Genomic DNA, 24,631 nt, shown 5'->3' on the forward strand with positions numbered 1-24,631 from the left:
GCCGTCACTTCCCCGAGCCGAAGCCGAAACCGCTCGCGCCCTCGACCTTGGCGCGCAGCCGCTTGCCCTTCTCGGTGGCCTGGTCGTTCAGTTCCTGCTGGAACTCGCGCATCCGCTGGAGCAGGTCCTCGTCGTGGGCGGCGAGGATGCGGGCGGCGAGCAGACCGGCGTTGCGCGCGCCGGCCACGGAGACGGTGGCGACCGGGACGCCCGCCGGCATCTGCACGATGGAGAGCAGGGAGTCCATGCCGTCGAGGTACTTCAGCGGGACCGGGACACCGATGACCGGCAGCGGCGTGACCGAGGCCAGCATGCCGGGGAGGTGGGCGGCGCCCCCGGCCCCGGCGATGATCACCTTCAGGCCGCGCTCGGCCGCCTGCTCGCCGTACGTGACCATCTCGCGCGGCATACGGTGCGCGGAGACGACGTCGACCTCGTACGCGATCTCGAACTCGTCCAGGGCCTGGGCGGCGGCCTCCATGACGGGCCAGTCGGAGTCCGAACCCATGACGATGCCCACGACGGGGGCGGCAGCGGTACTCATTCGGTGATCGTGCCTCTCAGGTAGCCGGCTGCGTGACGTGCGCGCTCGAGGACGTCGTCCAGGTCGTCGCCGTAGGTGTTGACGTGGCCCACCTTGCGGCCGGGCTTCACGTCCTTGCCGTACATATGGATCTTGAGCTGGGGGTCGCGGGCCATGCAGTGCAGGTACGCGGAGTACATGTCCGGGTAGTCGCCGCCGAGGACGTTGACCATGACCGTCCACCTGGCGCGCGGGCGCGGGTCGCCGAGGGGCAGGTCGAGGACGGCCCGGACGTGGTTGGCGAACTGGGAGGTGATCGCGCCGTCCTGGGTCCAGTGGCCCGAGTTGTGCGGGCGCATCGCCAGCTCGTTGACGAGGATGCGGCCGTCGCGGGTCTGGAACAGCTCCACGGCGAGGTGGCCGACGACGTCCAGTTCCTTGGCGATCGTCAGGGCGAGTTCCTCGGCCTTGAGCGCGAGGGTCTCGTCGAGGTCGGGGGCGGGCGCGATGACCGTGTCGCAGACGCCGCCCACCTGCTGGGACTCCACCACGGGGTAGGCGACCGCCTGGCCGTGCGGGGAGCGGACGACGTTCGCCGCGAGCTCGCGGACGTAGTCGACCTTCTCCTCGGCGAGGACCGGGACGCCCGCGCGGAACGGGTCCTCGGCCTCCTCGGTCGAGTCGACGACCCAGACGCCCTTGCCGTCGTAACCGCCACGGACGGTCTTGAGGACGACCGGGAAGCCGTCGCCCTCGGCCGCGAAGGCGGCCACGTCCTGTGGATCGGTCACGATGCGGTGCCGTGGGCACGGCACACCGATCGCGTCGAGCCTCGCTCGCATCACGCCCTTGTCCTGGGCGTGCACAAGCGCGTCGGGGCCCGGGCGGACGGGGATGCCGTCCGCCTCCAGAGCCCTGAGGTGCTCGGTGGGTACGTGTTCGTGATCGAAAGTGATCACGTCGCAGCCCCTCGCGAACTCGCGGAGCGTGTCGAGGTCGCGATAGTCGCCTATGACGACATCGCCGACGACCTGCGCCGCGGAATCCTGAGGGGTGTCACTGAGGAGCTTGAACCTGATGCCCAACGGGATGCCCGACTCGTGTGTCATACGAGCGAGCTGGCCCCCGCCGACCATGCCGACTACCGGGAACGTCACGCCCCTAGGGTATCGGCCACGCCGCGGCGCCCGATTTCCGTCCCTGGCCGGCTCGATTCCGTGCCTCTTCGGGGTTCGGATCCGTGCCCTCTTCGGGCTTCGGTCCGTGCCTCTTCAAGCGGCCTCTTACCGGAGTTTTCCTGGTCTCTTCCCGACCTATGAGCTTGCGCACAGGCAATCGACGAGGGGGGTGGTTAGCATGGCTGAGTTGATGAAACCGACCGACAAACCGACCGACAGGAGCCTTCACGACCATGGGACGTGGTTCCTCGGGGCTTCAATCGGCGCCTCCTCCGGTACCTCGCAGTGCCCTCCGGCAGCGCTTCGACCAGTTGGTGCGTGAGGTTGCCAGGTTCGGCGCGGTGGGTGGAGCGGGGCTCCTGGTCAATCTCCTCGTGTTCAACCTGGTACGGCATGTGACCGACCTCCAGGTGGTGCGGGCGAGTGTCATCGCGACCGTGGTCGCGATCATCTTCAACTACCTCGGGTTCCGGTACTTCACGTACCGGGATCGCGACAAGAGCCGCCGTACGAAGGAACTGGGGCTGTTCCTGCTGTTCAGCGTGGTCGGTCTGGTGATCGAGAACGGTGTGCTGTACGCGGCGACGTACGGCTTCGGGTGGGACAGCCCGTTGCAGAGCAACATCTTCAAGTTCCTCGGCATCGGGGTCGCGACGCTGTTCCGGTTCTGGTCGTATCGGACGTGGGTGTTCCGGGCGTTGCCTGCCGAGGAGCCCGTGGCCGGCGCGGAATCGTTCCTGGAGCGGCGGGGGCCGGGCGAGAAGCCGCGGGTGCGGCAGCGGGTGGGCTGAACCGGCGGTTTTCGCCCCCGCCGCCCCTACCCGTCGCATCCCTTGAAGGGGCTCCGCCCCTTCGACCCCGCTGGGGCTGCCGCCCCAGACCCCGCTTCGGCCCGAAGGGCCCCGTCCTCAAACGCCGGACGGGCTGGAGATGCACGGACCGGCATCGAGAGGTCTGCGCCTCCGCCTGTGATGTCTCCTGCTACCTGACCGTCTGCCCCGACTCCTGGCTCGGCTTCGGTGGGGGTGTGCGGGAGAGGAACAGGGCCAGGACCGGGGGTTTGGTCTGGAGCATTTCGAGGCGGCCGCCGTCCGCTTCCGCGAGGTCGCGGGCGACCGCCAGGCCGATGCCGGTGGAGTTGCGGCCGCTGATGGCGCGCTCGAAGATGCGGGCGCCCAGGTCGGCCGGGATGCCGGGGCCCTCGTCCGTGACCTCGATGACGGCTTGGTTGCCGGTGACCCGGGTGCGCAGGGCTACCGTGCCGCCGCCGTGCATGAGGGAGTTCTCGATCAGGGCGGCGAGGACCTGGGCGACCGCGCCCGGGGTGCCGACGGCCTCCAGGTGGCGCTTGCCCGAGCTGACGATGGCGCGGCCCGCGCTGCGGTACGCCGGGCGCCACTCCGCCAGCTGCTGCTGGATGACCTCGTCGAGGTCGAACGTGACGGCGGAGCCGTTGCGGGGGTCCCGGGAGTTGGTGAGGAGGCGTTCGACCACGTCCGTGAGGCGCTCCACCTGGGTCAGGGCGATCGTCGCCTCTTCCTTCACCGTGTCGGGGTCGTCGGTGAGGGTGATCTCCTCCAGGCGCATGGAGAGTGCCGTGAGCGGGGTGCGGAGCTGGTGGGAGGCGTCCGCGGCCAGGCGGCGTTCCGCGGTGAGCATGCGGGCGATGCGCTCGGCGGAGGAATCGAGGACGTCCGCCACGCGGTCCAGCTCATGGACGCCGTACCGCTTGTGGCGGGGGCGGGGGTCACCCGAGCCTAGGCGCTCCGCCGTCTCCGCCAGGTCGGTGAGCGGGGAGGCGAGGCGGTTCGCCTGGCGCACCGCCAGCAGGACCGCCGCGATCACCGCCAGCAGCGCCACCGCCCCGATGATCAGCAACGTACGGCCGACCTCGCGCGTCACCGACGAGCGCGGCTCCAGCACGGTGACCGTCTCGCCCTCCTCGCCCGTCTCGTGGGCGCTGATGACGTCTCCGGTGGGCTTGGTGCCCACCTCGATCAACGGTTTGCCCGGGATCCGGATCTCGGCGTAACGATCCCCCTGGACCTGGTCGCGGAGCACCACGGCGTCCACGGTCTGTTCGCCGAGCAGGCGGCTGTCCACGATGCTGGCCAGCCGCACCGCCTCGGTGTCCACCCGCTCCTGGGCGGTGCTGGTGATCGTCCGCGTCTCGACGATGACCAGTGACACGCCGAAGACAGCGATCACGACGAGAACGACGGCGAGGGTGGACTGAATCAGTCGGCGGCGCATGTCCTGTTATCTGTCTGTACGGCTGACACGGCTGTGCGGGTATCCGCTCGGGCTCGGTGCCCGGCGCTTCGCCCGGCTCCTCCGCTCAGCTCTTCTCGAAGCGGAAGCCCACGCCCCGCACCGTGGCGATGTAGCGGGGGTTCGCCGCGTCGTCGCCCAGCTTCTTGCGCAGCCAGGAGATGTGCATGTCGAGCGTCTTGGTCGACGACCACCAGGTCGTGTCCCAGACCTCGCGCATCAGCTGGTCCCGGGTGACGACCCGCCCCGCGTCGCGCACGAGCACTCGCAGCAGGTCGAACTCCTTTGCCGTGAGCTGGAGTTCCTCGTCCCCCATCCACGCCCGGTGCGACTCGACGTCGATCCGCACCCCGTGCGTGGCGGGCGGCTGCTGCGGCTCGGCGGCGCCGCGCCGGAGCAGGGCCCGGACCCGCGCGAGCAGCTCGGCGAGCCGGAACGGCTTGGTGACGTAGTCGTCGGCCCCCGCGTCCAGGCCGACCACGGTATCCACCTCGTCGGCGCGCGCGGTCAGGATGAGGACCGGCACGGCGTGGCCCTCGGCACGCAGTCGGCGGGCCACCTCCAGGCCGTCCATGCCGGGGAGACCGAGGTCCAGCACGACCAGGTCGATTCCGCCCTGCATTCCTGCGTCGAGTGCGGTGGGGCCGTCCTCCCGCACCTCGACCTCGTACCCTTCCCGGCGCAGTGCGCGGGCCAGCGGCTCCGAAATGGACGCGTCGTCCTCGGCGAGCAGTACACGGGTCATGAGCTGATGGTAGTCCGCCCATGACAAGAGCTGGGGTGTGATCGGGCGCCTTGATTCTTACCCGCTCTTGGCGGGTCTCTTACCTTCGGCCGCTGTGGTACAGACCTATGCCCGCGAGGTGCGATCCTGTAAAGGACCTTGGAAAGGGTGGCTGCGGTTCCGCCGACACCTGTGATCCGTGTCTCAAATCCTTCCATATCCGGCGGTGTCGTGACGTATGGTGAATCTACGCCTGTAGTACTGCGGCGGCCTTCGGCGGCACTTGACGCTGAGGGTCTCTTTTATGTGCGGACTGAAAAGGAATGACCTGTGGCCGGGCCCCCGAAAGCGGGGGCGTGGATCCCGGCGGTCGCCGTCCTCCGCTTCGCGATCCGAAGCGGGACTCCCCTGGGCGTGGGGCGGGCGGCCGTAGCCGCCGGTGCCGGCCTCCCCCCACCGGGCGCGTGACCTTTCTACGTCGATACGCGTCCCGACCAGCAAGGATCGACCATGGCGTCCAGCCTGACGAAGGACTCGGCCTCCCCGGGCACCCCCGGTTCCGAGAAGACCTTCTTCGGCCACCCCCGCGGTATGGCCACGCTCTTCATGACGGAGATGTGGGAGCGCTTCTCCTGGTACGGGATGCGCGCCATCCTCACTCTCTACCTGATCGCGGCTGTCCTCGACGGCCCCCTGGAGGACCGGGAAGCCCTGGCCGCCTCGATCTACGGTGTGTACAACGCGGTCGTGTACATGGCCGCCATGCCCGGCGGCTGGGTCGCGGACCGCCTCTGGGGTGCCCGCAAGGCCGTGCTCGTCGGCGGCATCGTCATCGCCGCCGGCCACTTCACGCTGGCGATCCCCTCGGACATCGCCTTCTTCTGCGGTCTCGGCCTGATCGCGATCGGCACCGGCCTGCTGAAGCCGAACATCTCCGCGATGGTCGGCGGCCTCTACGAGGGCCTGCCCAGCGCCCGCCGCGACGCCGGTTTCACGCTCTTCTACATGGCGATCAACATCGGCGGCATGGTCGCCCCACTGCTCGTCGGCTACCTCGGTGAGAACGTCAACTGGCACCTCGGCTTCGGTGTCGCCGGTGTCGGTATGACCCTCGCCGTCATCCAGTACGTCCTCGGCGGCCGCCACCTCGGCGACATCGGCAAGCAGCCGGGCACGCCGGCCTCCCCGGAGGAGAAGCGCGCCGCGCTGCGCAAGGTCACGCTGTGGGGCGGCATCGCCGTCGCCGCGCTGGTCCTGGACCTCGTGCTGGGCACGTACGACATAGAGCACATCGTCAACGTGCTCGCGGTCCTCGGCATCGTCGTCCCGATCGTCTACTTCGTGACGATGTACCGGAACCCGGCCCTGGCCACGGAGGACAAGCCGAAGATCCAGGCCTTCGCCTGGTTCTTCGCCACCGCCGTGCTGTTCTGGATGATCTACGACCAGTCCGGCTCGCTGCTGACGATCTTCGCCGACGGCAAGACCGACCGCATGATCGGCGGCTGGGAGTTCCCGGCGTCCTGGTACCAGTCGGTGAACCCGGCCATGGTCATCCTGCTCGCGCCGCTCTTCGCCGCGCTGTGGGTGAAGCTGGCCCGGCGCGACCGTGAGCCCAGCACGCCCATGAAGTTCGCCCTGGCGATGCTCCTCATCGGTGGCTCGTTCGGCATCATGGGCCTGGCCGGCGCCGCCGCCGCGAACAGCGACACGGGCAAGGTCACCGTCTTCTGGCTGCTGAGCGTCTACCTCGTGCAGACCCTGGGCGAGATGTGCCTGTCGCCGGTGGGCCTGTCCCTGTCGACGAAGCTGGCGCCGAAGCAGTTCGTGGGCCAGATCATGGGTCTGTGGTTCCTGGCCACCGCGACGGGCAACGCCCTCAACGGCTGGACCACCAAGCTGAACGCTCCGCTGGGCGACGCGGTGTACTACACGATGTGGGCCATCATCGCCGTCGCCGCCGGACTGGCGTTCATGACCGCCGGGCGGAAGATCCGGGCGCTGATGGGCGACGTGCGCTAGCGCTGCGCCGGCTTGAGCCGTGGGGGCCGCTGGGATCCAAGGGGGTTTCAGCGGCCCCGTCAGTTTCTGCGGCTGTGCGCCCGCGCGGCGGAGCCGCAAATCGATACAGCCCCGCGCCCCTGAGGTGGGTTACCTGGCCCTCCTCCCAGGCATGAACGTGAACACCGCCCCACCCAGCAACAGCGCCGTTCCCGCCACCAGGCCCAGCGCCTTCAGGGAGCCCTGGTCCTCCGCGCCCGTCGCCGCCAGGCCGCCGTCCGTCGACGAGCCGCCTGCGGAACCTCCCGCCGAACCGCCGGCCGATCCGCCGCCCGACGCCCCGCTCGCCTGCTCACTCGTGTCCAGGGTCAAGGACACCTCCGACTTCGCCGGTGTGCATGTCGTCGTCGTGCCCAGGGCCTCGATGGTCAGGACGCCCGGGGAGAGGGTCGACTCGCCGCTCGCGCCCGGCTTGTAGGTGCCCGTGAGGTCGGGGATCTCGATCGGGTCGCCCGACTTGATGGGCTCGGAGTTGGTCGGGCCCTCGACATGGACCGTGCCCGTGTCGGCGCCGCCCAGAGCGACCTCCATCGACGGCTTGACCGAGCCCTCGGGGATGTCGGCGGGGCTGTCCATCACCGACTTCTTGAACTGGACCGTCAGGTCGAAGCTCCCGCCGTCCTTCTTGGCGTTGATCTGGACCGGCGAGGTCGCCTCCTTGTCGCCGATGGGCGTCTTGCACTCGTACGGGACCTGGACCTCCTTGCCCGTGAAGTCGGTCTGGCCGCCGCCCCCGCCCCCGGTGCTCGTCCCTCCGTCGTCCCCGCCCGTCTCGCTCTCACTCGGCGTCGGTTCGCTGGTGGGCTCGGTCGTCGGCTCGGTCGTCGGCTCCGTCGGGCCGGTCGTCGGCTCGCCTCCGGTCGTGCCGCCCGAACTCCCGCCCCCGTCCGTCACCTTGATCGTCGCCGCCGGCTTCACCGTCTCCTTCGCCGAGCACTTGGTGTCCGTGGAGATCGGCTTGTTGACGTTGATGTTGTACGCGCCCGGGGTCAACGACACCTCGCCCGGTGCCGTCAGCTTCAGCTTGCCCTTCATGTCGGACAGCTTCATGTCGGTGTTCTTCGGGATCGGCGGGTTCTCCCGGGGCCCCTGCATGGCGATGTCCGCCGTCTGCGCGCCGGCCGCCTTCAGGGTTCCCGTCGGCTGGACCGTGTTCGCCTCCAGGTCGAGGATGTTCGGGTTCTTGGACGCCGCCTGGACGAACTTCCAGACGATCTCCACCTCGTCGCCGACCTTCGCCTCCGCGGGCGCGGTGATCTCCACTTTGGTCGTGCCCTGGACCGGCGGCAGTCCGGAGATGGCGGGCGGGATGCACTCGGTCGCGTACGCCGCCTCGGCCGCCTGCGCGGGTGCGGCGGCCACGCCGAGCAGAATGCCCGCGCCGCCGAGCATCAGGGCGGCGCCCGCCGCGGTCGCTCTCCGGGGGCGTACCGGTGTGACTCTCCTTGGCTTCCTCACGGGGGTGCCTTCCTGGTGGGGGTGGTAGGGCTCGTCGTGCTGTCGTCGTGCGGTGCGGAGAGCCGACCGGCCGTGCCCGGGTCGTTGTCCGGGGTGAACCACGGCAGGGTCGAGGAGGAGGGGAGGGCGTGCCTCGCCTCTTCCCGGGGCCTCAGCCCCGGGAGGCGCAGGGCCGCTTCGGGCAGCCGGAACCCGCGTCGGCGGGCCGTCTGCCGCGGCCGTACCCGGTCCACCACCGCCATGCCGACGCGGAACACCGCCGCCGGTACGACCAGACAGACCAGGATCCAGAACAGCGTCACACCCCAGGGCCGGCCCACGCCCCAGGGCTGTTCGGCCATCACCTTGCCGCCGTACTTCAGGGAGACGGTGTAGTCGCCGTGCGCCCCCGCGGCGAGCTCCACCGGCAGCTCGATCCGTGCCTTCCTGCCCGGCCGGATCGTGCCGCGCCACTGCTGTTCCTCCCACTGCGGGGCGAACACGCCGTGGGAGGTGCCGACCTGGAAGACCGGGTTCTTCACGGGTGAGGTGCCGACGTTGCCGACCGTGAACACCAGCGTCCGCGCCGGCGGGGCGCCGAACCAGGTGAGCAGGCCACCGGAGCCGTCCAGCCGCGTGTCCGTGAGGACCGACAGGCGCCCGCCCGCCGGTTCCGCGGGCAGCGGCTCGACGGCGTGCCCGGCCACCTGGAAGATCGCGTCGGCCTCGGCCTTCGCCCCGGTCACCGTCGCCACGTGTACGACGCAGGGGCACGGCACGGGCGGCTCGGCCACCGGCAGTTTCCTGCTGAAGCGGCCCTCGGCGTCCGTCGTCACGGCCCTGCCGTCCGCGTTGGCGCAGGAGTTGGTGCCGCCGGTCACGCCGGTCGACGGCACGGACCGGCCACAGATCAGGATCATCAGCAGGGCGCGCGGCCGCCAGCCGGTGCCGGTCACGGTAACCGAACCGCCCGTCCCCGCCTGGGACTTGGAGAGCTTCACGGCGGGCGGATCGGCAGCCGTGGCAGGGGCCGGCCCCAGCAGCAGCGCCAGCACGGCCACCAACACAACCATTCGCACCCTGCCGTTCACGTCCTCGCCCCCGTCAACTCGGCTTCTCTGTACGGCGGTTGCCCGGCGTCCGCGGCCTCGCCGCCGTACGGCTCGCCGCGCCTTCGACGCCATACGGCGAAGAAGGCACCCACCGCCACCAGCGCCCCCGCGACCCCCGTCACCTCGCCCCACGGCACGAACCGCGCCGACGCCACCGCCGTGTCGCTCACGCCGCCCGCCGCCGTCACCGTGAGCCGCACGTCGACCGCGTCGAGCGCCGGCCGGTCGAGCCAAGGCTCGTCGAGCTTCGTCCGGCTGCCCGGGGGCAGGTCGACGGGGAGGGTGCGCGGGGCCCGTTCGAGGACACGGCCGAGGACGCCGTCGGCATGGACGGCCAGCTTCGGGGTGAGGGGCGTCGTACCTCGGTTGACCAGCTCGTACTCGATACGGTCGCCGCTCACCCGCACGTGCTCGACGGTCAGCGCCGACAGCTCCGGGACCGTGGCACGGAGTTGGACGCGCACCCGCCGTTCGTCTCCGTCCGGGTCGCGGGCCACGATCTCGACGGTGCGATCGGCGGCCGGGACGGTCACCGTGAAGGGAACGTCGGCGCGGGTGCGGGCAGGGACGCGTACCGTGCCGTCCACGAACCTGACACCGGTGGCGCGCAGTCGGACCGTGACCGGCACGTCGCTCCGGTTGGTCACGGACACCGTGTCCTCGAGGACCGTCCCCGCCGGACCCTCGCCGTAGAAGGACGGTCGCCCGCCGCCCAAGGGCGCGAGGGACCACCGCTCGGCGGCCGTCGCGGCAGGGGGCACCGCGAGCAGGAGCAACAGGGACAGGCACAGGCACAGGACACGGACGGCTGACGACATCGGCGGCTCCATCAAGGAGGTGCGGCGCGATGGGGGTGCCCCCAGGCGTTAAGCACCGGGGGAGCCTCGCTGAGGGGCGGTGGTCGGGCGGCGGGCGGGCCTACGAAACGGTCAGCGGCGTGCCGTCCGGCTCCTCCGCGTCAGCCACAGCGAGCCCGCCGCGCCCGCGAGCAGGACCGTGCCGCCGAGGGTGCCGAGGGCGATCGCCGAGTCCTCGGGGCCGGTCTGCGGGAGTTCGGACCCGGAACCGGAGCCGCCCTGGGCCCCGCTGTCGGCTCCGCCACCGCCCGCCGCCGTCACATCGAGGGTCAGCGACGGTCCGGGGCTGTTGGTGGGCGTGCAGGTGGTCGTCGTACCGAGCGCCTTGATGGTGAGCACGCCCGCCGTGAAGGTGACCTTGCCGGTCTTCTTCGGGGTGTAGGTGCCCGTCAGGTCGTTGATCTTGATGGGGGTGTTGGCGGGAATCGCCTCCTGGTTGGCCGGGCCGGTCACCGCCAGGGTGCCGCTGTCGGCGCCGCCCAGCTTGATGGTGGCGCTCGGGTTCATCGCGCCCTTGCCCAGTTCGACCGGGCTGGACGAGACGCCCTTCTGCCACGACATGGTGACCTTGTAGCCGCTGCCGCTCTTGACGCCCTTGATGTCGATGGGCGAGACGGCGCTCTTGTCACCGATGGGCGTCTTGCAGGCGTAGTTGACGTCGACGACTTCGGCCCGGGCCGCGGGGGCGGCCATCAGCACCGCCGAGCCGGCCAGGGCCGCGACGGTCGCGAGCGCGGCGGTTCGCTTCTGCTTCGACACGGTCCCCTCGTTCCTGACGGCATATCAGATCGGGCCGTCAAGGTACGCCCGGGACCCGGAGGAAGGAAGACACGGTGCACGCCGGAGTTGTGGCGATCCGGCGCGCACCTGACGGGGTTCGGGTGGAGGGGGTGACCCTCGGTAACGCAGGGTCAGGCCGGGCGACGTCGAGCATGGTGCGCGCTCCGATTCCTTTTCATCGGCTCGGCTCGCCTCCGGGGCGCCTGAGCCGGTGTCGAGAGGGTGCTCGCGGTGCCACCACGCCTTCACCGCCGCAGGACGGCTGTGTGGCCGCACGGCGGACTCGTTCGGGCCCGATGACGGGGGCCGGCCGACGGGCATTTCCTCCCCGCACTCGGGAGTGGATTCACCCTGGTCGCGAGGCCGCCTTCACAGCGAGGGGCGGCTCTCTCGGCTCGCGGGCCCGGGCTACTCGTCTCCGTCAGCGCGTTGCAGGGAGGGTAGAGCGGCACCTCTGCGCCGCGGAAACGAATTTCTGCCCGTACGGCCGGACGGGCGTCCTACGCCGGTGCGCCCAGCTCGGCCCACACCGTCTTGCCCGCGACGCCCGGCGACCGCATGACGCCCCAGTCCAGGCAGAGCCGCTGCACGATGAACATGCCGTGGCCGCCGGGGCGGCCCGCGCGGTGTGGGGTGCGGGGGGCCGGCTGGCCCGTGCCCTTGTCGGAGACCTCGATCCGGATCACCTTGTTGTCGCAGGCGATCCACAGCTCGTCGGGCCCCTCGGCGTGCAGACAGGCGTTGGTGACCAGCTCGGAGACGACGAGGAGCACATCCTCGGCCGCGGCCCGCTGGTCGGCGGTGGCGGCGGGGAGCCAGCCCCACGCGTACAGCGCCTGGCGGGCGAAGTCACGGGCGAGCGGGACGACCCCGCTCTGGTCACCGAAGTCCAGCCGACGGACCTGACGCCCCGCAGCCGCCCGGACGGACGCCTCGGACGCCTCGGGCCTCAGCGGCGGCACGGCGCCCCCGTCGGACGTTCCCGCCGCCGGAGCGCCCTCGTCGGAGCCCCCCGTGGCCGGCACGCCCCCCTCGGGCGCCCCGGAAGCGCCGCTGGGCTCAGGGCCGCGGTCGCCCGGCGAGAAAGGCCGGGTGGTGCTCATCAGCGCTTCACCTCACCGATTCACCAGTTCAACGTTCACACGATTCAGAAGTCAGTACGTAGAGTCAGTACGCCAGTACACAATCCTTGCCTGATGCGTCGGTCACAGCCCCCACCCCCGGTGGTCGACATCACAGCCGACAGGTTTCAGGATGTCTCCTGCCCGACCGAGCCGAGGGAACACCCCTGTATTCGGCACGAATGATGTGACCTCTGATGCAGGGCCGGACGCGCGAGGGTCAACCCGACCCGTCGGCCTCGTCGGCCAGGGCGTCGTCGAGCGAGCCATGGACGGTGAAGACCGCCTCGGCCCCCGTGATCTCGAACACGCGTGCGACCACGGGCAGCATGCCCGCGAGGTGCACCCCGCCACCGGCGGCCTCCGCCTTCAGCCGCGCCCCGAGCAGCACGTTCAGCCCCGTGGAGTCACAGAACTCGAGCCGCGAGCAGTCGACGACCAGTCGACTGAAGCCCTTCTCCAGGCAGTCCTCGAGTGGCTCACGCAACAAATCGGCGGTGTGGTGATCCAACTCACCCGCCGGGGTCACGACGGCGCTGGAGCCCTCTTCCCGCACCTCGACCAGAAGTCGGCCAGACTGTGCGCTGCCGACCGTCCCGCGGTCCATGCCGTGTCTCACTCCCGACGTCGTGGCTGCTGACTGACGCTCTCGAACACTACGCCCTCCGTGCGCCCTTCCACACCCGAACATCCACCCAGAATCGGACATTTCGGACCAGAGCGCACTTGCGGTGGGCTCACGAAAACCGGTAGGGCTAGTAGAGACACGTAACCGAACTCGGCCGGCTTTGGAGGCGCCGCACACCGCAGTGCACGCACAGGCTTCGGCAGCCATATGCCGAGAACGATGGAGGACATCATGTCACCCCGGCTCGACGCATCGCATACCCACAGCGCGACGTCGGCACCCCCACCGGAACATCTGGATCCCATCGAGCTGAACAGCGACGTACGTTCCGAACCCGACCTCGGTCAGGACTTCGGTCAGGACGACGCGCTCGCCGGGCTTCCGGACATCCCCCCTTACGACGAGGTGGGGCCGGTGGACGCGCGGGCCCTTTCCAAGACCCTCTTCGAGCGGCTGGAGTCGCTGGAGGAAGGGACCCACGAGTACTCGTACGTCCGCAACACGCTCGTCGAACTCAACCTCGCGCTGGTCAAGTTCGCCGCCTCCCGCTTCCGCTCGCGCAGCGAGCCGATGGAGGACATCATCCAGGTCGGCACCATCGGCCTGATCAAGGCGATCGACCGCTTCGAGCTCAGCCGCGGAGTCGAGTTCCCCACTTTCGCGATGCCGACCATCATCGGCGAGATCAAGCGCTTCTTCCGCGACACGTCGTGGTCGGTACGGGTGCCGCGCCGCCTGCAGGAACTCCGGCTCGACCTGGCCAAGGCCGGTGACGAGCTGGCCCAGAAGCTGGACCGCGCCCCGACGGTGGCGGAACTGGCGGAGCGCCTCGGGCTGACCAAGGACGAGGTCGTCGAGGGTATGGCGGCGTCGAACGCGTACACCGCCTCCTCGCTGGACGCCCAGCCCGAGGAGGACGACGCCGAGGGCGCGCTGGCCGACCGGATCGGCTACGAGGACCACGGGATCGAAGGCATCGAGTACGTCGAGTCCTTGAAGCCGCTCATCGCCGAACTCCCGCCCCGGGACCGGAAGATCCTCTCCCTGAGATTCGTCGCGGGCCTGACCCAGTCGGAGATCGGCGAGGAACTCGGCATCTCCCAGATGCATGTGTCCCGGCTGTTGTCGCGGACGTTGATCCGGCTCCGGAAGGGGCTGACGGTCGAGGAGTGACCACCCGAGGATCGGCGTCTCTTCTGCGCTGACCTGCGCTGTGCCCGGTGCCCCGCCGAACATGTCGGCCGGACACCGGGCACAGTGCGTTCGGGCCGGGTGCGCATGGACCGCGGCAGGCTCGCGCGCAGGTGCGCACGGACCGCGGCAGGCTCGCGCGCGGCTCACCCGCACCTCACACAGGACGCACGGGTTACCCACAGAAACCCTTTCCCCACGGCTTCCCTTCCTCCACTATGAGCCGTCATACCCGCCGGTAGGCCAGACTCCGGGCGGGTCGCACGGCTGCAAGGAGGCAGGCGGATGGCTCGGTCCGACGACGGTGGAGACCGTGACCGTGGGACATACGGGGGCGCGTCCGACGCACGGCTCACCGAACTGCTGCGCGCCCCGACGGCCACCGCGTATCCGGCGCTCCAGGAGCTCCGCGCCCGCCATCACGCACCCGTCCTCGCCTACGCCCGCCTGTGCACCCCGAACGAGTCGACGGCCCGGCAGTTGGCGGCCCAGGCATTCACCCTGGCGGCCCGTCAGACGGCACGCGGCATCGACCCCGGGCTTCCCTGGCGGCACCAACTCCTGCTGCTGACCGCCCGCTTGGCCGGCACCTGGGCCGGGGACGAGCGGGCGGCGGGCCTCGACGCGGGGCTGCTGCTCGTCCTGAACACCACGGGCCCTTACGGCCCGGTCCCGCCCATGCTCACGGCGTTCCAGTCGCTGCCGTCCCGCACCCAGGGCCTGATCTGGTACGGGGTGGTGGAGCGGGAACCGGCGGAGCGGACGGCCGGGCTCCTCGGCCTCACCCGCGAGGACGTCACCTACGGCACGGACCCGGCGCTCCAGCAGCTGGCCCGGTCCTGCCTGCGCGCCCGCCTCGCCGCCTCCGACGACCCCGACTGCCCCGACTTCGGCCGTCTCATCGAGGAGTCCGTACGGCCGGACAGTCCCCGCGACAGCGCCGACCTGCACGCCCACATGGCCCATTGCCCGCACTGCACGACGGCGTACGAGGAGCTGTCGGCGCTGCGGGACGCTCCGCGCGGGGCGCTGGCGGAGGGGCTGCTGCCGTGGGGCGGGACGGCGTATGTGGCCGGGGACGCGGGAGAGCGGGGCGGCGTCGGCCGTGCGGCGGAGGGGAGTTGGCGGGAGCGGGGGTGGCGGCCGGACCGTCGCCGGGTCGTGCTGGTGTCGGCCGCGATCGGGGTGGCGTTGCTGCCGCTGGTGGCGTTCCTGGCGGCGCAGGGCGGGTCGTCGGCGCAGGATCCGGTGGCTTCGGTGAGCACCCCGGTGAGCGTGCCGCCGGTCGCGGTGACGGTGACGGCCACGGTGTCGGCGACACCGTCGACGTCATCACCCTCGCCGTCCCCCTCAGCGTCCCCCTCAGCGTCACGGAGCTCCAAGTCGCCGTCCCCGACGATGAGTCCGACGCCGACGAGGACGGCCCGCCCGAAGCCGACCCCCTCCCCCACCCATCCGCCGACCGGCACCTACGCCCAGGTCGTGAACGTCGCCTCGGGGCTCTGCCTGGACGTGGGCGGCGCCTTCTTCAACGGCACCGACGTGATCACGTCCCCCTGCGGCTCGTCCCGCACCCAGCGCTGGCGGGTCGACACGGATCGTGGCGTCCTCCAGTCGGCCGCCGACCCCGGCTTCTGCCTGGACAGCCGGGGTTCGACGGACCGGGGCGTCGGGATCTGGACGTGCGACTCGGTCTACGGGTCCAACGGGCGCAACCTGCGGTTCGTGGTGGACGACGACGGGGCGATCCGGCCGGCCATCGCCCTCGAAAGGGCGGTGACTCCGGACGGCGCCGCCGGGGACCGGCTGTCGCTGGAGCCGGTGAATGGGGGTGCGGGGCAGCGCTGGAAGGCGGGAGTGACGTGACCCGGGCGGCCTGGCACCCCTGGGGACTCAGGCCTCGCGCACACCCCGCCGCCACACCTGGCTGACCAGCGGCACACCCGGCCGGTAGGCCAGGTGCACATGGCTCGGTGCGTCGAGGACGAGCAGGTCGGCGCGGGCGCCCGGGGTGAGGCGGCCGATGTCGTCGCGGCGCAGGGCCGCCGCACCGCCCGCCGTGGCCGCCCAGACCGCCTCGTCCGGTGTCATCCCCATGTCCCGTACCGCGAGAGCGATGCAGAAGGGCACGGAGGAGGTGAAGGACGAGCCCGGGTTGCAGTCGGTGGAGAGGGCGACGGTGGCGCCCGCGTCGAGGAGGCGGCGGGCGTCCGGCCACTCGGCGCGGGTGGAGAACTCGGCGCCGGGGAGGAGGGTGGCGACGGTGTCGCTGTTGGCGAGCGCGTCCACGTCGTCGTCCGTCAGGTGGGTGCAGTGGTCGGCGGAGGCGGCGTCGAGTTCTACGGCGAGCTGGACGCCGGGGCCGTAGGAGAGCTGGTTGGCGTGGACGCGGGGGTGCAGGCCCCTGGCCTTGCCCGCGGTGAGGATCGCGCGGGCCTGGTCGCCGTCGAAGGCGCCCTTCTCGCAGAAGACGTCGATCCAACGGGCGTACGGGGCACAGGCGTCGAGCATCTCGCCGGTGACGAGGGCGACGTACGACGCCGGGTCGTCGGCGTGGTCCGGGGAGACGATGTGGGCGCCGAGGTAGGTGACCTCGTCGGTGTGGGCGGCGGCGATGCGCAGGGCGCGGGCCTCGTCCTCGACGGTCAGGCCGTAGCCGGACTTGGTCTCGAAGGTGGTGGTGCCCTGGCGGAGGGCCTCGTGGAGGTAACGGGTGAGGTTGGCCTCCAGTTCCTCGTCGCTCGCGGCGCGGGTGGCGGCGACGGTCGTGCGGATGCCGCCCGCGCTGTACGGGCGCCCCGACATGCGGGCGTTGAACTCCTGCGTGCGGTCGCCCGCGAAGACGAGGTGGGAGTGGGAGTCCACGAAGCCCGGGACGACCGCCCGGCCGCCGGCGTCGACCCGGTTGTCAGTGGCGGGTGCTTTGCTTTGATCACCGGTCCACACGACGCGGTCGCCTTCGATGGCGACGGCCGCGTCCTGGATCAGTCCGAGGGGGGATCCGTCACCTAGGGAGGGGTTGTTGGTGACCAGGGCGGCGATGTTGGTGATGAGCGTGCTTGCGGTGCTCGCGGAGTGGGCGGGGCTGACGGTCGTCGCGTTGCTCATGGCGTCCTTGGTGGCCTGGTCGGCGGTGGGGGCGGGTTCGGGGGCGGAGGCGGGCCGCGTGGGTGGGCGGCCCGCGGTCATCCGCGCAGGGCTTCGACGGCGTCCGCGAGGGCTTTCGGCACATCCGGTACGAGGGCGTGGACCCCGTCCCGTACGACGTGCCGACCTCCCACGACCGTATGCGACACGTCTGCTGCCGACGCGGCGAATACGGCCGTCTCGGCCCCGAGCCGCGGAAGCGGCCCTGCCGTCCTGACCGAGTCGAGCGCGATGGTGGTGAAGTCGGCGAGCGCACCGGACTCCAGGGTGCCCGCGCCGTCCCAGCCGAGGGCCGCGTGGCCGTCGGCCGAGGCCGCCCGCAGGAGGGCCGCCGCCGTCCAGTGACCGCGTGTACGGGTGCGCAGGCGCTCGTTCAGCTCCATCGCGCGGGCCTCTTCGAGCAGGTCGATCACGGCGTGGCTGTCGGAGCCGAGGGAGAGCGGGGAGCCGGCCTTCTGGAGGGCGACGGCGGGTCCGATGCCGTCCGCCAGGTCCCGTTCGGTCGTCGGGCACATGCAGGTGCCGGTGCCGCTGCCGCCGATGAGGGCGATGTCCTCGTCGGTGAGGTGGGTGTTGTGGACGCCGGTGGTGCGCCGCCCGAGGACTCCGTGCTCGGCGAGGAGCTGGGTGGGCGTGCAGCCGTGGGCTTCCCGGCAGGCGTCGTTCTCGGCGGTCTGCTCGGACAGGTGCACATGGAGCGGGGCCCGCCGCTCCTCGGCCCACCGCGCCACGGTCGCCAACCGGTCGGCGGGCACGGCCCGTACGGAGTGGATCGCTGCCCCGATCCGTGCGTGATCCCGGTCCTTGAGAACTGAACAGCGTTCGGCCCAGGCGTCCGCGCTGCCGTCGGAGAAGCGGAGCTGGTGCTTGTCGGGGGCCTGCCCGAAGCCGGAGGAGAGATAGGCCGTGTCGAGGAGGGTGATACGGATGCCGGCGTCGGCGGCGGCCTCGATGAGGGCCTCGCCCATCGCGTTGGGGTCGGCGTAGGGAGTGCCGCCGGGAGCGTGGTGCACATAGTGGAACTCACCGACGCTCGTGACGCCGGCCAGCGCCATCTCCGCGTACACCGCGCGGGCGAGGTCGCGGTAGTTCTCCGGGGTCAGCCGGTCGGCGGTGGCGTACATGACCTCGCGCCAGGTCCAGAAGGTGCCGGAGCCGACCTGGACGGTGGAGCGCAGGGCGCGGTGGAAGGCGTGGCTGTGCGCGTTCGCCAGGCCGGGGAGCGTCAGGCCGCGCAGGATTTCGGCGCCGGGCGGCGGGGTCGGGACGTCGGTCCGGACGACGGTGATGCGGCCGTCCCGGACGTCGAGGGCCACGCCCGGCTCGACGTGGGTGCCGAGCCAGGCGTGCTCCAGCCAGTACGTACGGGTCCGCTGGGTGGGCGTCACGTGCAGGCCAGTCCTTCCAGTACGTCGGCGAGGGCGGTCACTCCGGCCACGCAGTCGTCCTCGGCGGCGAACTCGGCCGGGGAGTGCGAGACGCCCGTGGGGTTGCGTACGAACAGCATGGCGGTCGGGATGGTCCCGGACAGGATTCCGGCGTCGTGTCCGGCGCCGGTGCCGAGGACGGGGACCTTGAGCTCGGGTTCCCTCTCCTGGCCGAGGATGCGGGCCAGTTCGTCGCGCAGGGCGTGGTCGAACTCGACGACGGGCGTGAAGGACTCCCGGACGATGTCGAGGTCGATGCCGTGGGCTGCCGCGTACTCCCGGGCCGCCCTCTCGATGCCGCCGACGACGCGGTCGAGGCTCGCCTGGTCCTCGGCACGGGAGTCGAGCCAGCCGCGCACGAGGGAGGGGATGGCGTTGACGCCGTTGGGCTCGACGGCGATCTTGCCGAAGGTGGCGACGGCACCGGCGAGCTGCGCCTCCCGGCGGGCGGCGAGCACGGTCTCGGCGTACGACAGCATCGGGTCGCGCCGGTCCACGAGCCGTGTGGTCCCCGCGTGGTTGGCCTCGCCGCGGAAGTCGAACCGCCACCGGCCGTGCGGCCAGATGGCGCTGGCGATGCCGACCCGGTCGCCGGACAGGTCGAGGGCACGGCCCTGCTCGACGTGCAGTTCGACGAAGGCACCGATGCGGGCGAGCCGCTCCGGGTCGGAGCCGATGGCGTCGGGGTCGTACCCCGCGGCCTCCATGGCCCGGGGCAGGCTGACCCCGTCCCCGTCGGTCAGCCTGTGGGCGCCCTCGACGGTGAGCTGCCCGGCGGTGAGCCGGGATCCGACACAGGCGAGCCCGAACCGGGCGCCCTCCTCGTCGCCGAAGTTGACGACGGCGAGGGGCTTGGCGAAGTCCACGCCCCTGCCGCGCAGTTCGTCGAGGGCGGCGAAGGAGGACACGACACCCAGGGGCCCGTCGAAGGCGCCCCCGTCCGGCACGGAGTCCAGATGCGACCCGGTGACGACGGCGTCCCCGGCCGCGGGGTCCCCGAGCCAGGCCCACTGGTTCCCGTTCCGGTCGACCTCGTAGGCGAGCCCGCGTCCCTCGGCCTGCTCCTTGAACCAGGCCCGGCATTCGAGATCGGCACCGGTCCAGGCGAAGCGCCGGTAGCCGTGGGAGTCGGGGTGCCGACCGATGGGGAGCAGCTCGCGCCACATCCGGTGGAAGGAGCCGCCACCCACGACAGGCTGCGACCCGTCACCACGCACAGGCTGCGACCCGTCACCACGCACAGGCTGTGACCCGTCGCCCCGCACAGGCTGTGAACCACCGCCCACGACAGGCTGCGACCCGCCGCCCTCCACAGGCTGTGGGCAGTCGTTCCGCAGGGCGGAACGGGTGGGCACAGCCGGACCCGAACCCGCAATTGCACCCACACCCGCACCCGCACCCACACCCGGCGACGGGGCCTCAGCCCCCACCGGGCGGTTGCCGCCCCGCTCATCTCCCGGAAGGGTCACGCGTCGTCACCCTCGCGCATAGGCACCCGCACACCCCGCTCGTCGGCGACGGAGTCCGCGATGTCGTACCCGGCGTCGACATGCCGGATGACCCCCATCCCGGGGTCGTTGGTCAGCACCCGGCGGATCTTCTCGCCGCCGAGCTTCGTGCCGTCGGCCACCGTCACCTGCCCGGCGTGGATCGACCGCCCCATGCCGACGCCGCCACCGTGGTGGAGGGAGACCCAGGAGGCGCCCGAAGCCACGTTCACCATGGCGTTCAGCAGCGGCCAGTCGGCGATCGCGTCGGAGCCGTCGAGCATGGACTCGGTCTCACGGTAGGGAGAGGCCACCGAGCCGCAGTCCAGGTGGTCGCGGCCGATCGCCAGCGGCGCGGCCAGCTCACCGCTCGCCACCATGTCGTTGAACCGCTCGCCGGCCTTGTCCCGCTCGCCGTAGCCGAGCCAGCAGATGCGCGCGGGCAGGCCCTGGAAGTGGACGCGCTCGCCGGCCATCTTGATCCAGCGGGCGAGGGACTCGTTCTCCGGGAAGAGGTCGAGGATCGCCTTGTCGGTCTTGGCGATGTCGGCGGGGTCGCCGGACAGGGCGGCCCAGCGGAAGGGGCCCTTGCCCTCGCAGAACAGGGGGCGGATGTAGGCCGGCACGAAGCCGGGGAAGGCGAACGCCCGCTCGTATCCGGCGAGTTGGGCCTCGCCGCGGATCGAGTTGCCGTAGTCGAAGACCTCGGCGCCGGCGTCCATGAAGCCGACCATGGCCTCGACGTGCCGGGCCATCGACTCGCGGGCCTTGGTGGTGAAGCCCGCCGGGTCCTTGGCGGCGGCGTCCGCCATGTCGTCGAAGTCGACGCCCAGCGGCAGATACGCCAGCGGGTCGTGGGCCGAGGTCTGGTCGGTGACGATGTCGATGGGGGCGCCCATGGCGAGGAGCTGCGGGAGCAGTTCCGCCGCGTTGCCGAGGACGCCGATGGAGAGCGGCCGGCGGGCGTCGCGAGCCTCGACGGCGAGCTGGAGGGCGTGGTCGAGGGAGTCGGCCTTCACGTCCAGGTAGCGGTGCTCGATGCGCCGCTCGATGGCGCGCGGGTCGCAGTCGATGCAGATCGCGACGCCGTCGTTCATGGTGACGGCGAGGGGCTGGGCACCGCCCATGCCGCCGAGACCGGCGGTGAGGGTGATCGTCCCGGCGAGGGTGCCGTCGACCCCTTTACCCATTGAATGCAGCTTCGCGGCGACGGCGGCGAAGGTCTCGTAGGTGCCCTGGAGGATGCCCTGGGTGCCGATGTAGATCCAGGAGCCGGCCGTCATCTGGCCGTACATGGTGAGGCCGAGGGCCTCCAGGCGGCGGAACTCCTCCCAGTTGGCCCAGTCACCGACGAGGTTGGAGTTGGCGATGAGGACGCGCGGGGCCCACTCGTGGGTCTGCATGACGCCGACCGGGCGGCCGGACTGGACGAGCATCGTCTCGTCCTGCTTCAGGCCCTTCAGCGTGCGCACCATCGCGTCGAAGGAGCGCCAGTCACGGGCGGCCTTGCCGGTGCCGCCGTAGACGACGAGCTTGTCGGGGTGCTCGGCGACCTCGGGGTCGAGGTTGTTCTGCAGCATCCGCAGGGCGGCTTCCTGCTGCCATCCCAGGGCACTCAGTTCCGTACCGCGCGGCGCTCGGACGGGGCGGGGTCCTGACATGGTCTGCCTCCCAGCGGACTGTGATGTGAACTGTTGAGGTTGGTATTCACATCCTGACCGTCTGAATAGAGCTAGTCAATACGTTCGCGGGCCAGCGCTCGCGCGTCCCGGATGTTTGGCTGGATGCATGGGCTCGGACGACGACATGACGGGGGATGTTGTGGACAACGGAGTGGGCGGCGGAGCAGGCGACGGATCCGGGATGCCGGCGTATGACGCCGACCGGGTGGCCCGGCGGGACGACGCGGTGCGGGCGGCCGTGGAGCAGGGGCTGCTCGGGCCCGGCTCCCCCATCGTCGGCCTGCTCGACGTCACCGGCATCCGGGAGTCGGCGGCGGCACTGCGGGCGGCGTTCGACGCGGTGGTGGCCCCGGGCACGCCCGTGCTGCACGCCTTCGCCGTGAAGGCGACCCCGCTGGTGCCGGTGCTGCGGCTGCTGCGCGAGGAGGGCATCGGCGCCGAGGTGGCCAGCCCGGGTGAACTGGCGCTGGCTCGGGCGGCGGGGCTGCGCCCGGAGATGACGGTCCTGGACTCGCCGGCCAAGACGCCGGCCGAGCTGCGGGAGGCGCTGGCGCTGCACATCGCCGTCAACGCGGACAACCCGCAGGAACTGGACCGTATCGACGGCCTGATGAAGTCCGCCGCCAGCCGCTCTCCCCTCGGGATCCGGGTGAATCCGCAGGTCGGCGGGGGGTCCATCGAGGCGACGTCCACGGCCACGGCGACGTCGAAGTTCGGGGTGGCGCTGCGTGACGAGGGGGCGCGGGAGTGGGTGGTGCGGGCATACCAGGACCGCCCGTGGCTGACCCGGCTGCATGCGCACACCGGCTCGCAGGGCATCCCGCTGTCGCTGATGGCGCAGGGGGTCGCGGAGGCGTACGCGCTCGCCGAGGAGATCAACACGCGGATCGGGCGGCGGCAGATCACCACGCTCGACATCGGCGGCGGGCTGCCGGTGAACTTCGCGTCGGACGCGACCACGCCGACGTACGCGCAGTACGCGCGGCTGCTCAGGGAGGCGGTGCCGGGGCTGTTCGACGGGCGCTATGGGCTGGTCACCGAGTTCGGCCGGTCGCTTCTCGCCAAGCACGGGACGGTAGTGGCGCGGGTCGAGTACGCCAAGAGCGCGGGAGGGCGCCCGGTGGCGGTCACGCACGCGGGCGTGCAGGTCGCCACGCGCACGGTGTACGCGCCGGGGAGCTGGCCGCTGCGGATCGCCGCGTACGACGGCAAGGGACGCCCGAAGGAGGGGCCGGACGTGGTGCAGGACGTGGCCGGACCGGCCTGCTTCTCGGGTGATCTGCTGGCCGAGGGGGCCGCACTGCCGCTGCTGGAGCAGGGGGACTTCGCGGCGGCGCTGGACACCGGGGCGTACTACTTCGCGCACCACTACGCCTACAACTCCCTTGCCCGGCCCGGCATCTACGGCTTCGCGCCGGACGGGGCCGGGGACATCGCCTTCGCGACCGTGCGCGAGGCGCAGTCGCTCGACGAGATCGTGGCCGAATCAGGAGGGGCGCACGCGGCCTCGCTCACCGCCCTGGCAGCGCCGAAGCGCCGTTGACGCACGCCAAACGGCAGCTGTACTCCATGCGCGATCAAGTCACTCGAAAACAGGGTCAGTTGACCCACCCTAGTCACTCGGCGCATGTTCCACTGGAAAATGCCCGAACGCTCACTCGCCGCACACACGTTGCGTAGTTTGGCCGTCACTCAGCCGGACCCCGAGGCGGGAGGGGAGCGACGGTGCCCGGAATCGACGAGTGCTTGCTGGAGACGATGCGGTTGCCCGGTGCGCGGGGCGCCGCGCTGGTCGACTGGACGAGCGGGCTGGCCCTGGGCACGGTGGGGGATCCTCCGGGCGGTGATCACGAGACGGCGGCCGCCGAGGCGGCGGAGCTCGCGCGGCTGGCCGCCGAGCAGCACGCGTTCGGGCCGACGGACGGCACGGACAGCGGGGATCCGCCGGTCGAGGACGTGATCCTCAGCAACCGGGACAGCTACCACGTGCTGCGGTTCGTGCCGACGTCCTTCGACAGCAGCGTGTTCCTGTACCTGTGGCTGGCCCGCGCGGACGGCAATCTCGCCCTGGCCCGCATCCGGCTGGGCGAGATGGCCGAACGGCTGGTGCTGGGATGACCGTGGTCGACAGCCCTCCACCGCCTCTGCCGGTCCGGGACCGGGCGACGGCGCACCAGCGGGTCGGGGCCGGCGTCTCACCGATGCTGACCCGGCTCGCGGAGGAGCGGGCCACCGGCGTCCTGGACCGCGAGCACGGCACGCTCCATCTCGCCGAGGGCCGGGTGGTGCACGCCGAGAGCCCGCTCGCCCCCCGCCTCGACGAGCTCCTCATCGCGCACGGCACCCTCGCCGCCGAGGCCTGGCGGGACGCCGAGGACAGCGGCGACGGGGGGCGGCTGCTGGGGCACGGGGTCACGCCGGGCGCGCTGGAGCTGGCGCAGGTGAGCGCCCTGTACGACGCCGCGTACTTCGCCCTGGCCCCCAGCAGCACGCCGGGCCGGTTCCGCTACGGCACCGCGCACTGGCTCGCCTGCGTGCATCCCGTGCCGGTCGCCGCGCTGGAGCGCGAGACGCTGCGCCGCCGCGCCCTGCTGTGCCGCATCTGGCCCGACCCGGCGACGGACGGCGCGCCCCTGATCCGCGCCGACCCGGTCGCGGCGCCCGCGGTGCCGCCCCGGCAGGCCGCCGTACTGGAACGGGTGGACGGCGTGCGGCGGGCCACGGACATCGCGCGGGAGCTGGGCAGGCCGGCGTTCCACACGCTGGTGCACCTCCGGCGGCTGGCCGCCGCGGGGCTCGTGTCCCCGCAGCCACCGCCGCCCCTCCCGGACCTTCCGCCCGAGGCGGCCGATCCCTATGTCGCGCTGCTGAAGAGGGTCAGGGATGCGCTGGAGGCCCTTTGACCGCACACCCATCGAGGACCGCACACCCATCGAGGACCGCGGGCCCGACGAGAACCGCGCACCCGACGGGAACCGCAGGCCCTTCAAGGACCGCCAGCAGGC

The 24,631-nt window shown here is 71.5% G+C and carries 21 protein-coding genes; 7 read left to right on the plus strand and 14 right to left on the minus strand.

Annotated features, from left to right (window positions below; genetic code table 11):
* Positions 1 to 4 precede the first annotated feature (4 nt).
* Both purE and ABIE67_RS19360 read right to left on the minus strand, forming a co-directional pair.
* The gene (gene purE / locus ABIE67_RS19355; protein ID WP_370259079.1) at positions 5 to 544 is read right to left on the minus strand and encodes a 5-(carboxyamino)imidazole ribonucleotide mutase; all 540 of its coding nucleotides are present in this window, start codon (positions 542 to 544) and stop codon (positions 5 to 7) included.
* Positions 541 to 1,680 (minus strand): 5-(carboxyamino)imidazole ribonucleotide synthase, encoded by a 1,140-nt coding sequence (locus tag ABIE67_RS19360; protein ID WP_370259080.1) that lies wholly within the window; start codon positions 1,678 to 1,680, stop codon positions 541 to 543. Before ABIE67_RS19360 ends, purE begins: the two co-directional genes overlap by 4 nt.
* A gap of 254 nt (positions 1,681 to 1,934) precedes the next feature.
* Between ABIE67_RS19360 and ABIE67_RS19365 the strand changes: the two genes are divergently transcribed.
* Complete coding sequence (locus ABIE67_RS19365) at positions 1,935 to 2,492, plus strand: GtrA family protein (protein WP_370259081.1); 558 nt, start codon at positions 1,935 to 1,937, stop codon at positions 2,490 to 2,492.
* Between the two features lie 190 nt (positions 2,493 to 2,682).
* On the opposite strand, the gene ABIE67_RS19370 is transcribed toward ABIE67_RS19365, so the two are convergent.
* A complete protein-coding gene (locus ABIE67_RS19370; RefSeq protein ID WP_370259082.1) occupies positions 2,683 to 3,954 on the minus strand; it encodes an ATP-binding protein in 1,272 nt (423 codons plus the stop codon).
* Between the two features lie 85 nt (positions 3,955 to 4,039).
* Complete coding sequence (locus ABIE67_RS19375) at positions 4,040 to 4,717, minus strand: response regulator transcription factor (protein WP_370259083.1); 678 nt, start codon at positions 4,715 to 4,717, stop codon at positions 4,040 to 4,042.
* 489 nt (positions 4,718 to 5,206) lie between these two features.
* Between ABIE67_RS19375 and ABIE67_RS19380 the strand changes: the two genes are divergently transcribed.
* A complete protein-coding gene (locus ABIE67_RS19380; RefSeq protein ID WP_370259084.1) occupies positions 5,207 to 6,718 on the plus strand; it encodes a peptide MFS transporter in 1,512 nt (503 codons plus the stop codon).
* Between the two features lie 129 nt (positions 6,719 to 6,847).
* On the opposite strand, the gene ABIE67_RS19385 is transcribed toward ABIE67_RS19380, so the two are convergent.
* From ABIE67_RS19385 to ABIE67_RS19410, 6 genes are all read right to left on the minus strand, one after another.
* Entirely contained in the window at positions 6,848 to 8,149 is a 1,302-nt protein-coding gene (locus ABIE67_RS19385; RefSeq protein ID WP_370268737.1) for a hypothetical protein, read from the minus strand.
* Positions 8,150 to 8,211: 62 nt separating this feature from the next.
* On the minus strand, positions 8,212 to 9,267 hold the full coding sequence (locus ABIE67_RS19390; protein WP_370259085.1) for a hypothetical protein: 1,056 nt from the start codon (positions 9,265 to 9,267) through the stop codon (positions 8,212 to 8,214).
* A gap of 14 nt (positions 9,268 to 9,281) precedes the next feature.
* Positions 9,282 to 10,124, minus strand: a complete 843-nt coding sequence (locus ABIE67_RS19395; protein WP_370259086.1) for a hypothetical protein — start codon at positions 10,122 to 10,124, stop codon at positions 9,282 to 9,284.
* A 111-nt stretch (positions 10,125 to 10,235) separates the two neighbouring features.
* A complete protein-coding gene (locus tag ABIE67_RS19400; protein WP_370259087.1) occupies positions 10,236 to 10,922 on the minus strand; it encodes an LPXTG cell wall anchor domain-containing protein in 687 nt (228 codons plus the stop codon).
* Between the two features lie 521 nt (positions 10,923 to 11,443).
* A complete protein-coding gene (locus ABIE67_RS19405; RefSeq protein ID WP_370259088.1) occupies positions 11,444 to 12,046 on the minus strand; it encodes an ATP-binding protein in 603 nt (200 codons plus the stop codon).
* 238 nt (positions 12,047 to 12,284) lie between these two features.
* The gene (locus ABIE67_RS19410) at positions 12,285 to 12,671 is read right to left on the minus strand and encodes an STAS domain-containing protein (RefSeq protein ID WP_370259089.1); all 387 of its coding nucleotides are present in this window, start codon (positions 12,669 to 12,671) and stop codon (positions 12,285 to 12,287) included.
* 240 nt (positions 12,672 to 12,911) lie between these two features.
* On the opposite strand from ABIE67_RS19410, the gene ABIE67_RS19415 reads away from it, so the two are divergent.
* Together ABIE67_RS19415 and ABIE67_RS19420 are read left to right on the plus strand one after the other, a co-directional pair.
* A complete protein-coding gene (locus ABIE67_RS19415; protein WP_370259090.1) occupies positions 12,912 to 13,865 on the plus strand; it encodes an RNA polymerase sigma factor SigF in 954 nt (317 codons plus the stop codon).
* A 303-nt stretch (positions 13,866 to 14,168) separates the two neighbouring features.
* On the plus strand, positions 14,169 to 15,749 hold the full coding sequence (locus ABIE67_RS19420) for a ricin-type beta-trefoil lectin domain protein (protein WP_370259091.1): 1,581 nt from the start codon (positions 14,169 to 14,171) through the stop codon (positions 15,747 to 15,749).
* Positions 15,750 to 15,776: 27 nt separating this feature from the next.
* On the opposite strand, the gene hutI is transcribed toward ABIE67_RS19420, so the two are convergent.
* The 4 genes from hutI to hutU are packed head-to-tail and all read right to left on the minus strand — an operon-like array spanning position 15,777 to position 21,605.
* Positions 15,777 to 17,072 (minus strand): imidazolonepropionase, encoded by a 1,296-nt coding sequence (hutI, locus tag ABIE67_RS19425; RefSeq protein WP_370259092.1) that lies wholly within the window; start codon positions 17,070 to 17,072, stop codon positions 15,777 to 15,779.
* Complete coding sequence (locus ABIE67_RS19430; protein WP_370259093.1) at positions 17,069 to 18,418, minus strand: formimidoylglutamate deiminase; 1,350 nt, start codon at positions 18,416 to 18,418, stop codon at positions 17,069 to 17,071. The genes hutI and ABIE67_RS19430 overlap by 4 nt, the downstream gene beginning before the upstream one ends.
* A complete protein-coding gene (locus ABIE67_RS19435; protein WP_370268739.1) occupies positions 18,415 to 19,887 on the minus strand; it encodes an allantoate amidohydrolase in 1,473 nt (490 codons plus the stop codon). Before ABIE67_RS19435 ends, ABIE67_RS19430 begins: the two co-directional genes overlap by 4 nt.
* A 35-nt stretch (positions 19,888 to 19,922) precedes the next feature.
* Positions 19,923 to 21,605 carry a urocanate hydratase gene (gene hutU, locus ABIE67_RS19440; protein WP_370259094.1) on the minus strand — a complete coding sequence of 561 codons (1,683 nt, stop codon included), beginning with the start codon at positions 21,603 to 21,605 and terminating at the stop codon, positions 19,923 to 19,925.
* 127 nt (positions 21,606 to 21,732) lie between these two features.
* Here hutU and ABIE67_RS19445 point away from each other — a divergent pair, with 127 nt between their 5' ends.
* The 3 genes from ABIE67_RS19445 to ABIE67_RS19455 all read left to right on the plus strand — a co-directional run bounded on the left by ABIE67_RS19445 (position 21,733) and on the right by ABIE67_RS19455 (position 24,529).
* On the plus strand, positions 21,733 to 23,169 hold the full coding sequence (locus tag ABIE67_RS19445) for a diaminopimelate decarboxylase (protein ID WP_370259095.1): 1,437 nt from the start codon (positions 21,733 to 21,735) through the stop codon (positions 23,167 to 23,169).
* A gap of 182 nt (positions 23,170 to 23,351) precedes the next feature.
* The gene (locus ABIE67_RS19450) at positions 23,352 to 23,744 is read left to right on the plus strand and encodes a hypothetical protein (protein WP_370259096.1); all 393 of its coding nucleotides are present in this window, start codon (positions 23,352 to 23,354) and stop codon (positions 23,742 to 23,744) included.
* Entirely contained in the window at positions 23,741 to 24,529 is a 789-nt protein-coding gene (locus ABIE67_RS19455; protein WP_370259097.1) for a transcriptional regulator, read from the plus strand. The genes ABIE67_RS19450 and ABIE67_RS19455 overlap by 4 nt, the downstream gene beginning before the upstream one ends.
* Positions 24,530 to 24,631 lie beyond the last annotated feature (102 nt).

The organism is Streptomyces sp. V4I8 (assembly GCF_041261225.1).
In the GTDB taxonomy this organism is placed as follows: domain Bacteria; phylum Actinomycetota; class Actinomycetes; order Streptomycetales; family Streptomycetaceae; genus Streptomyces.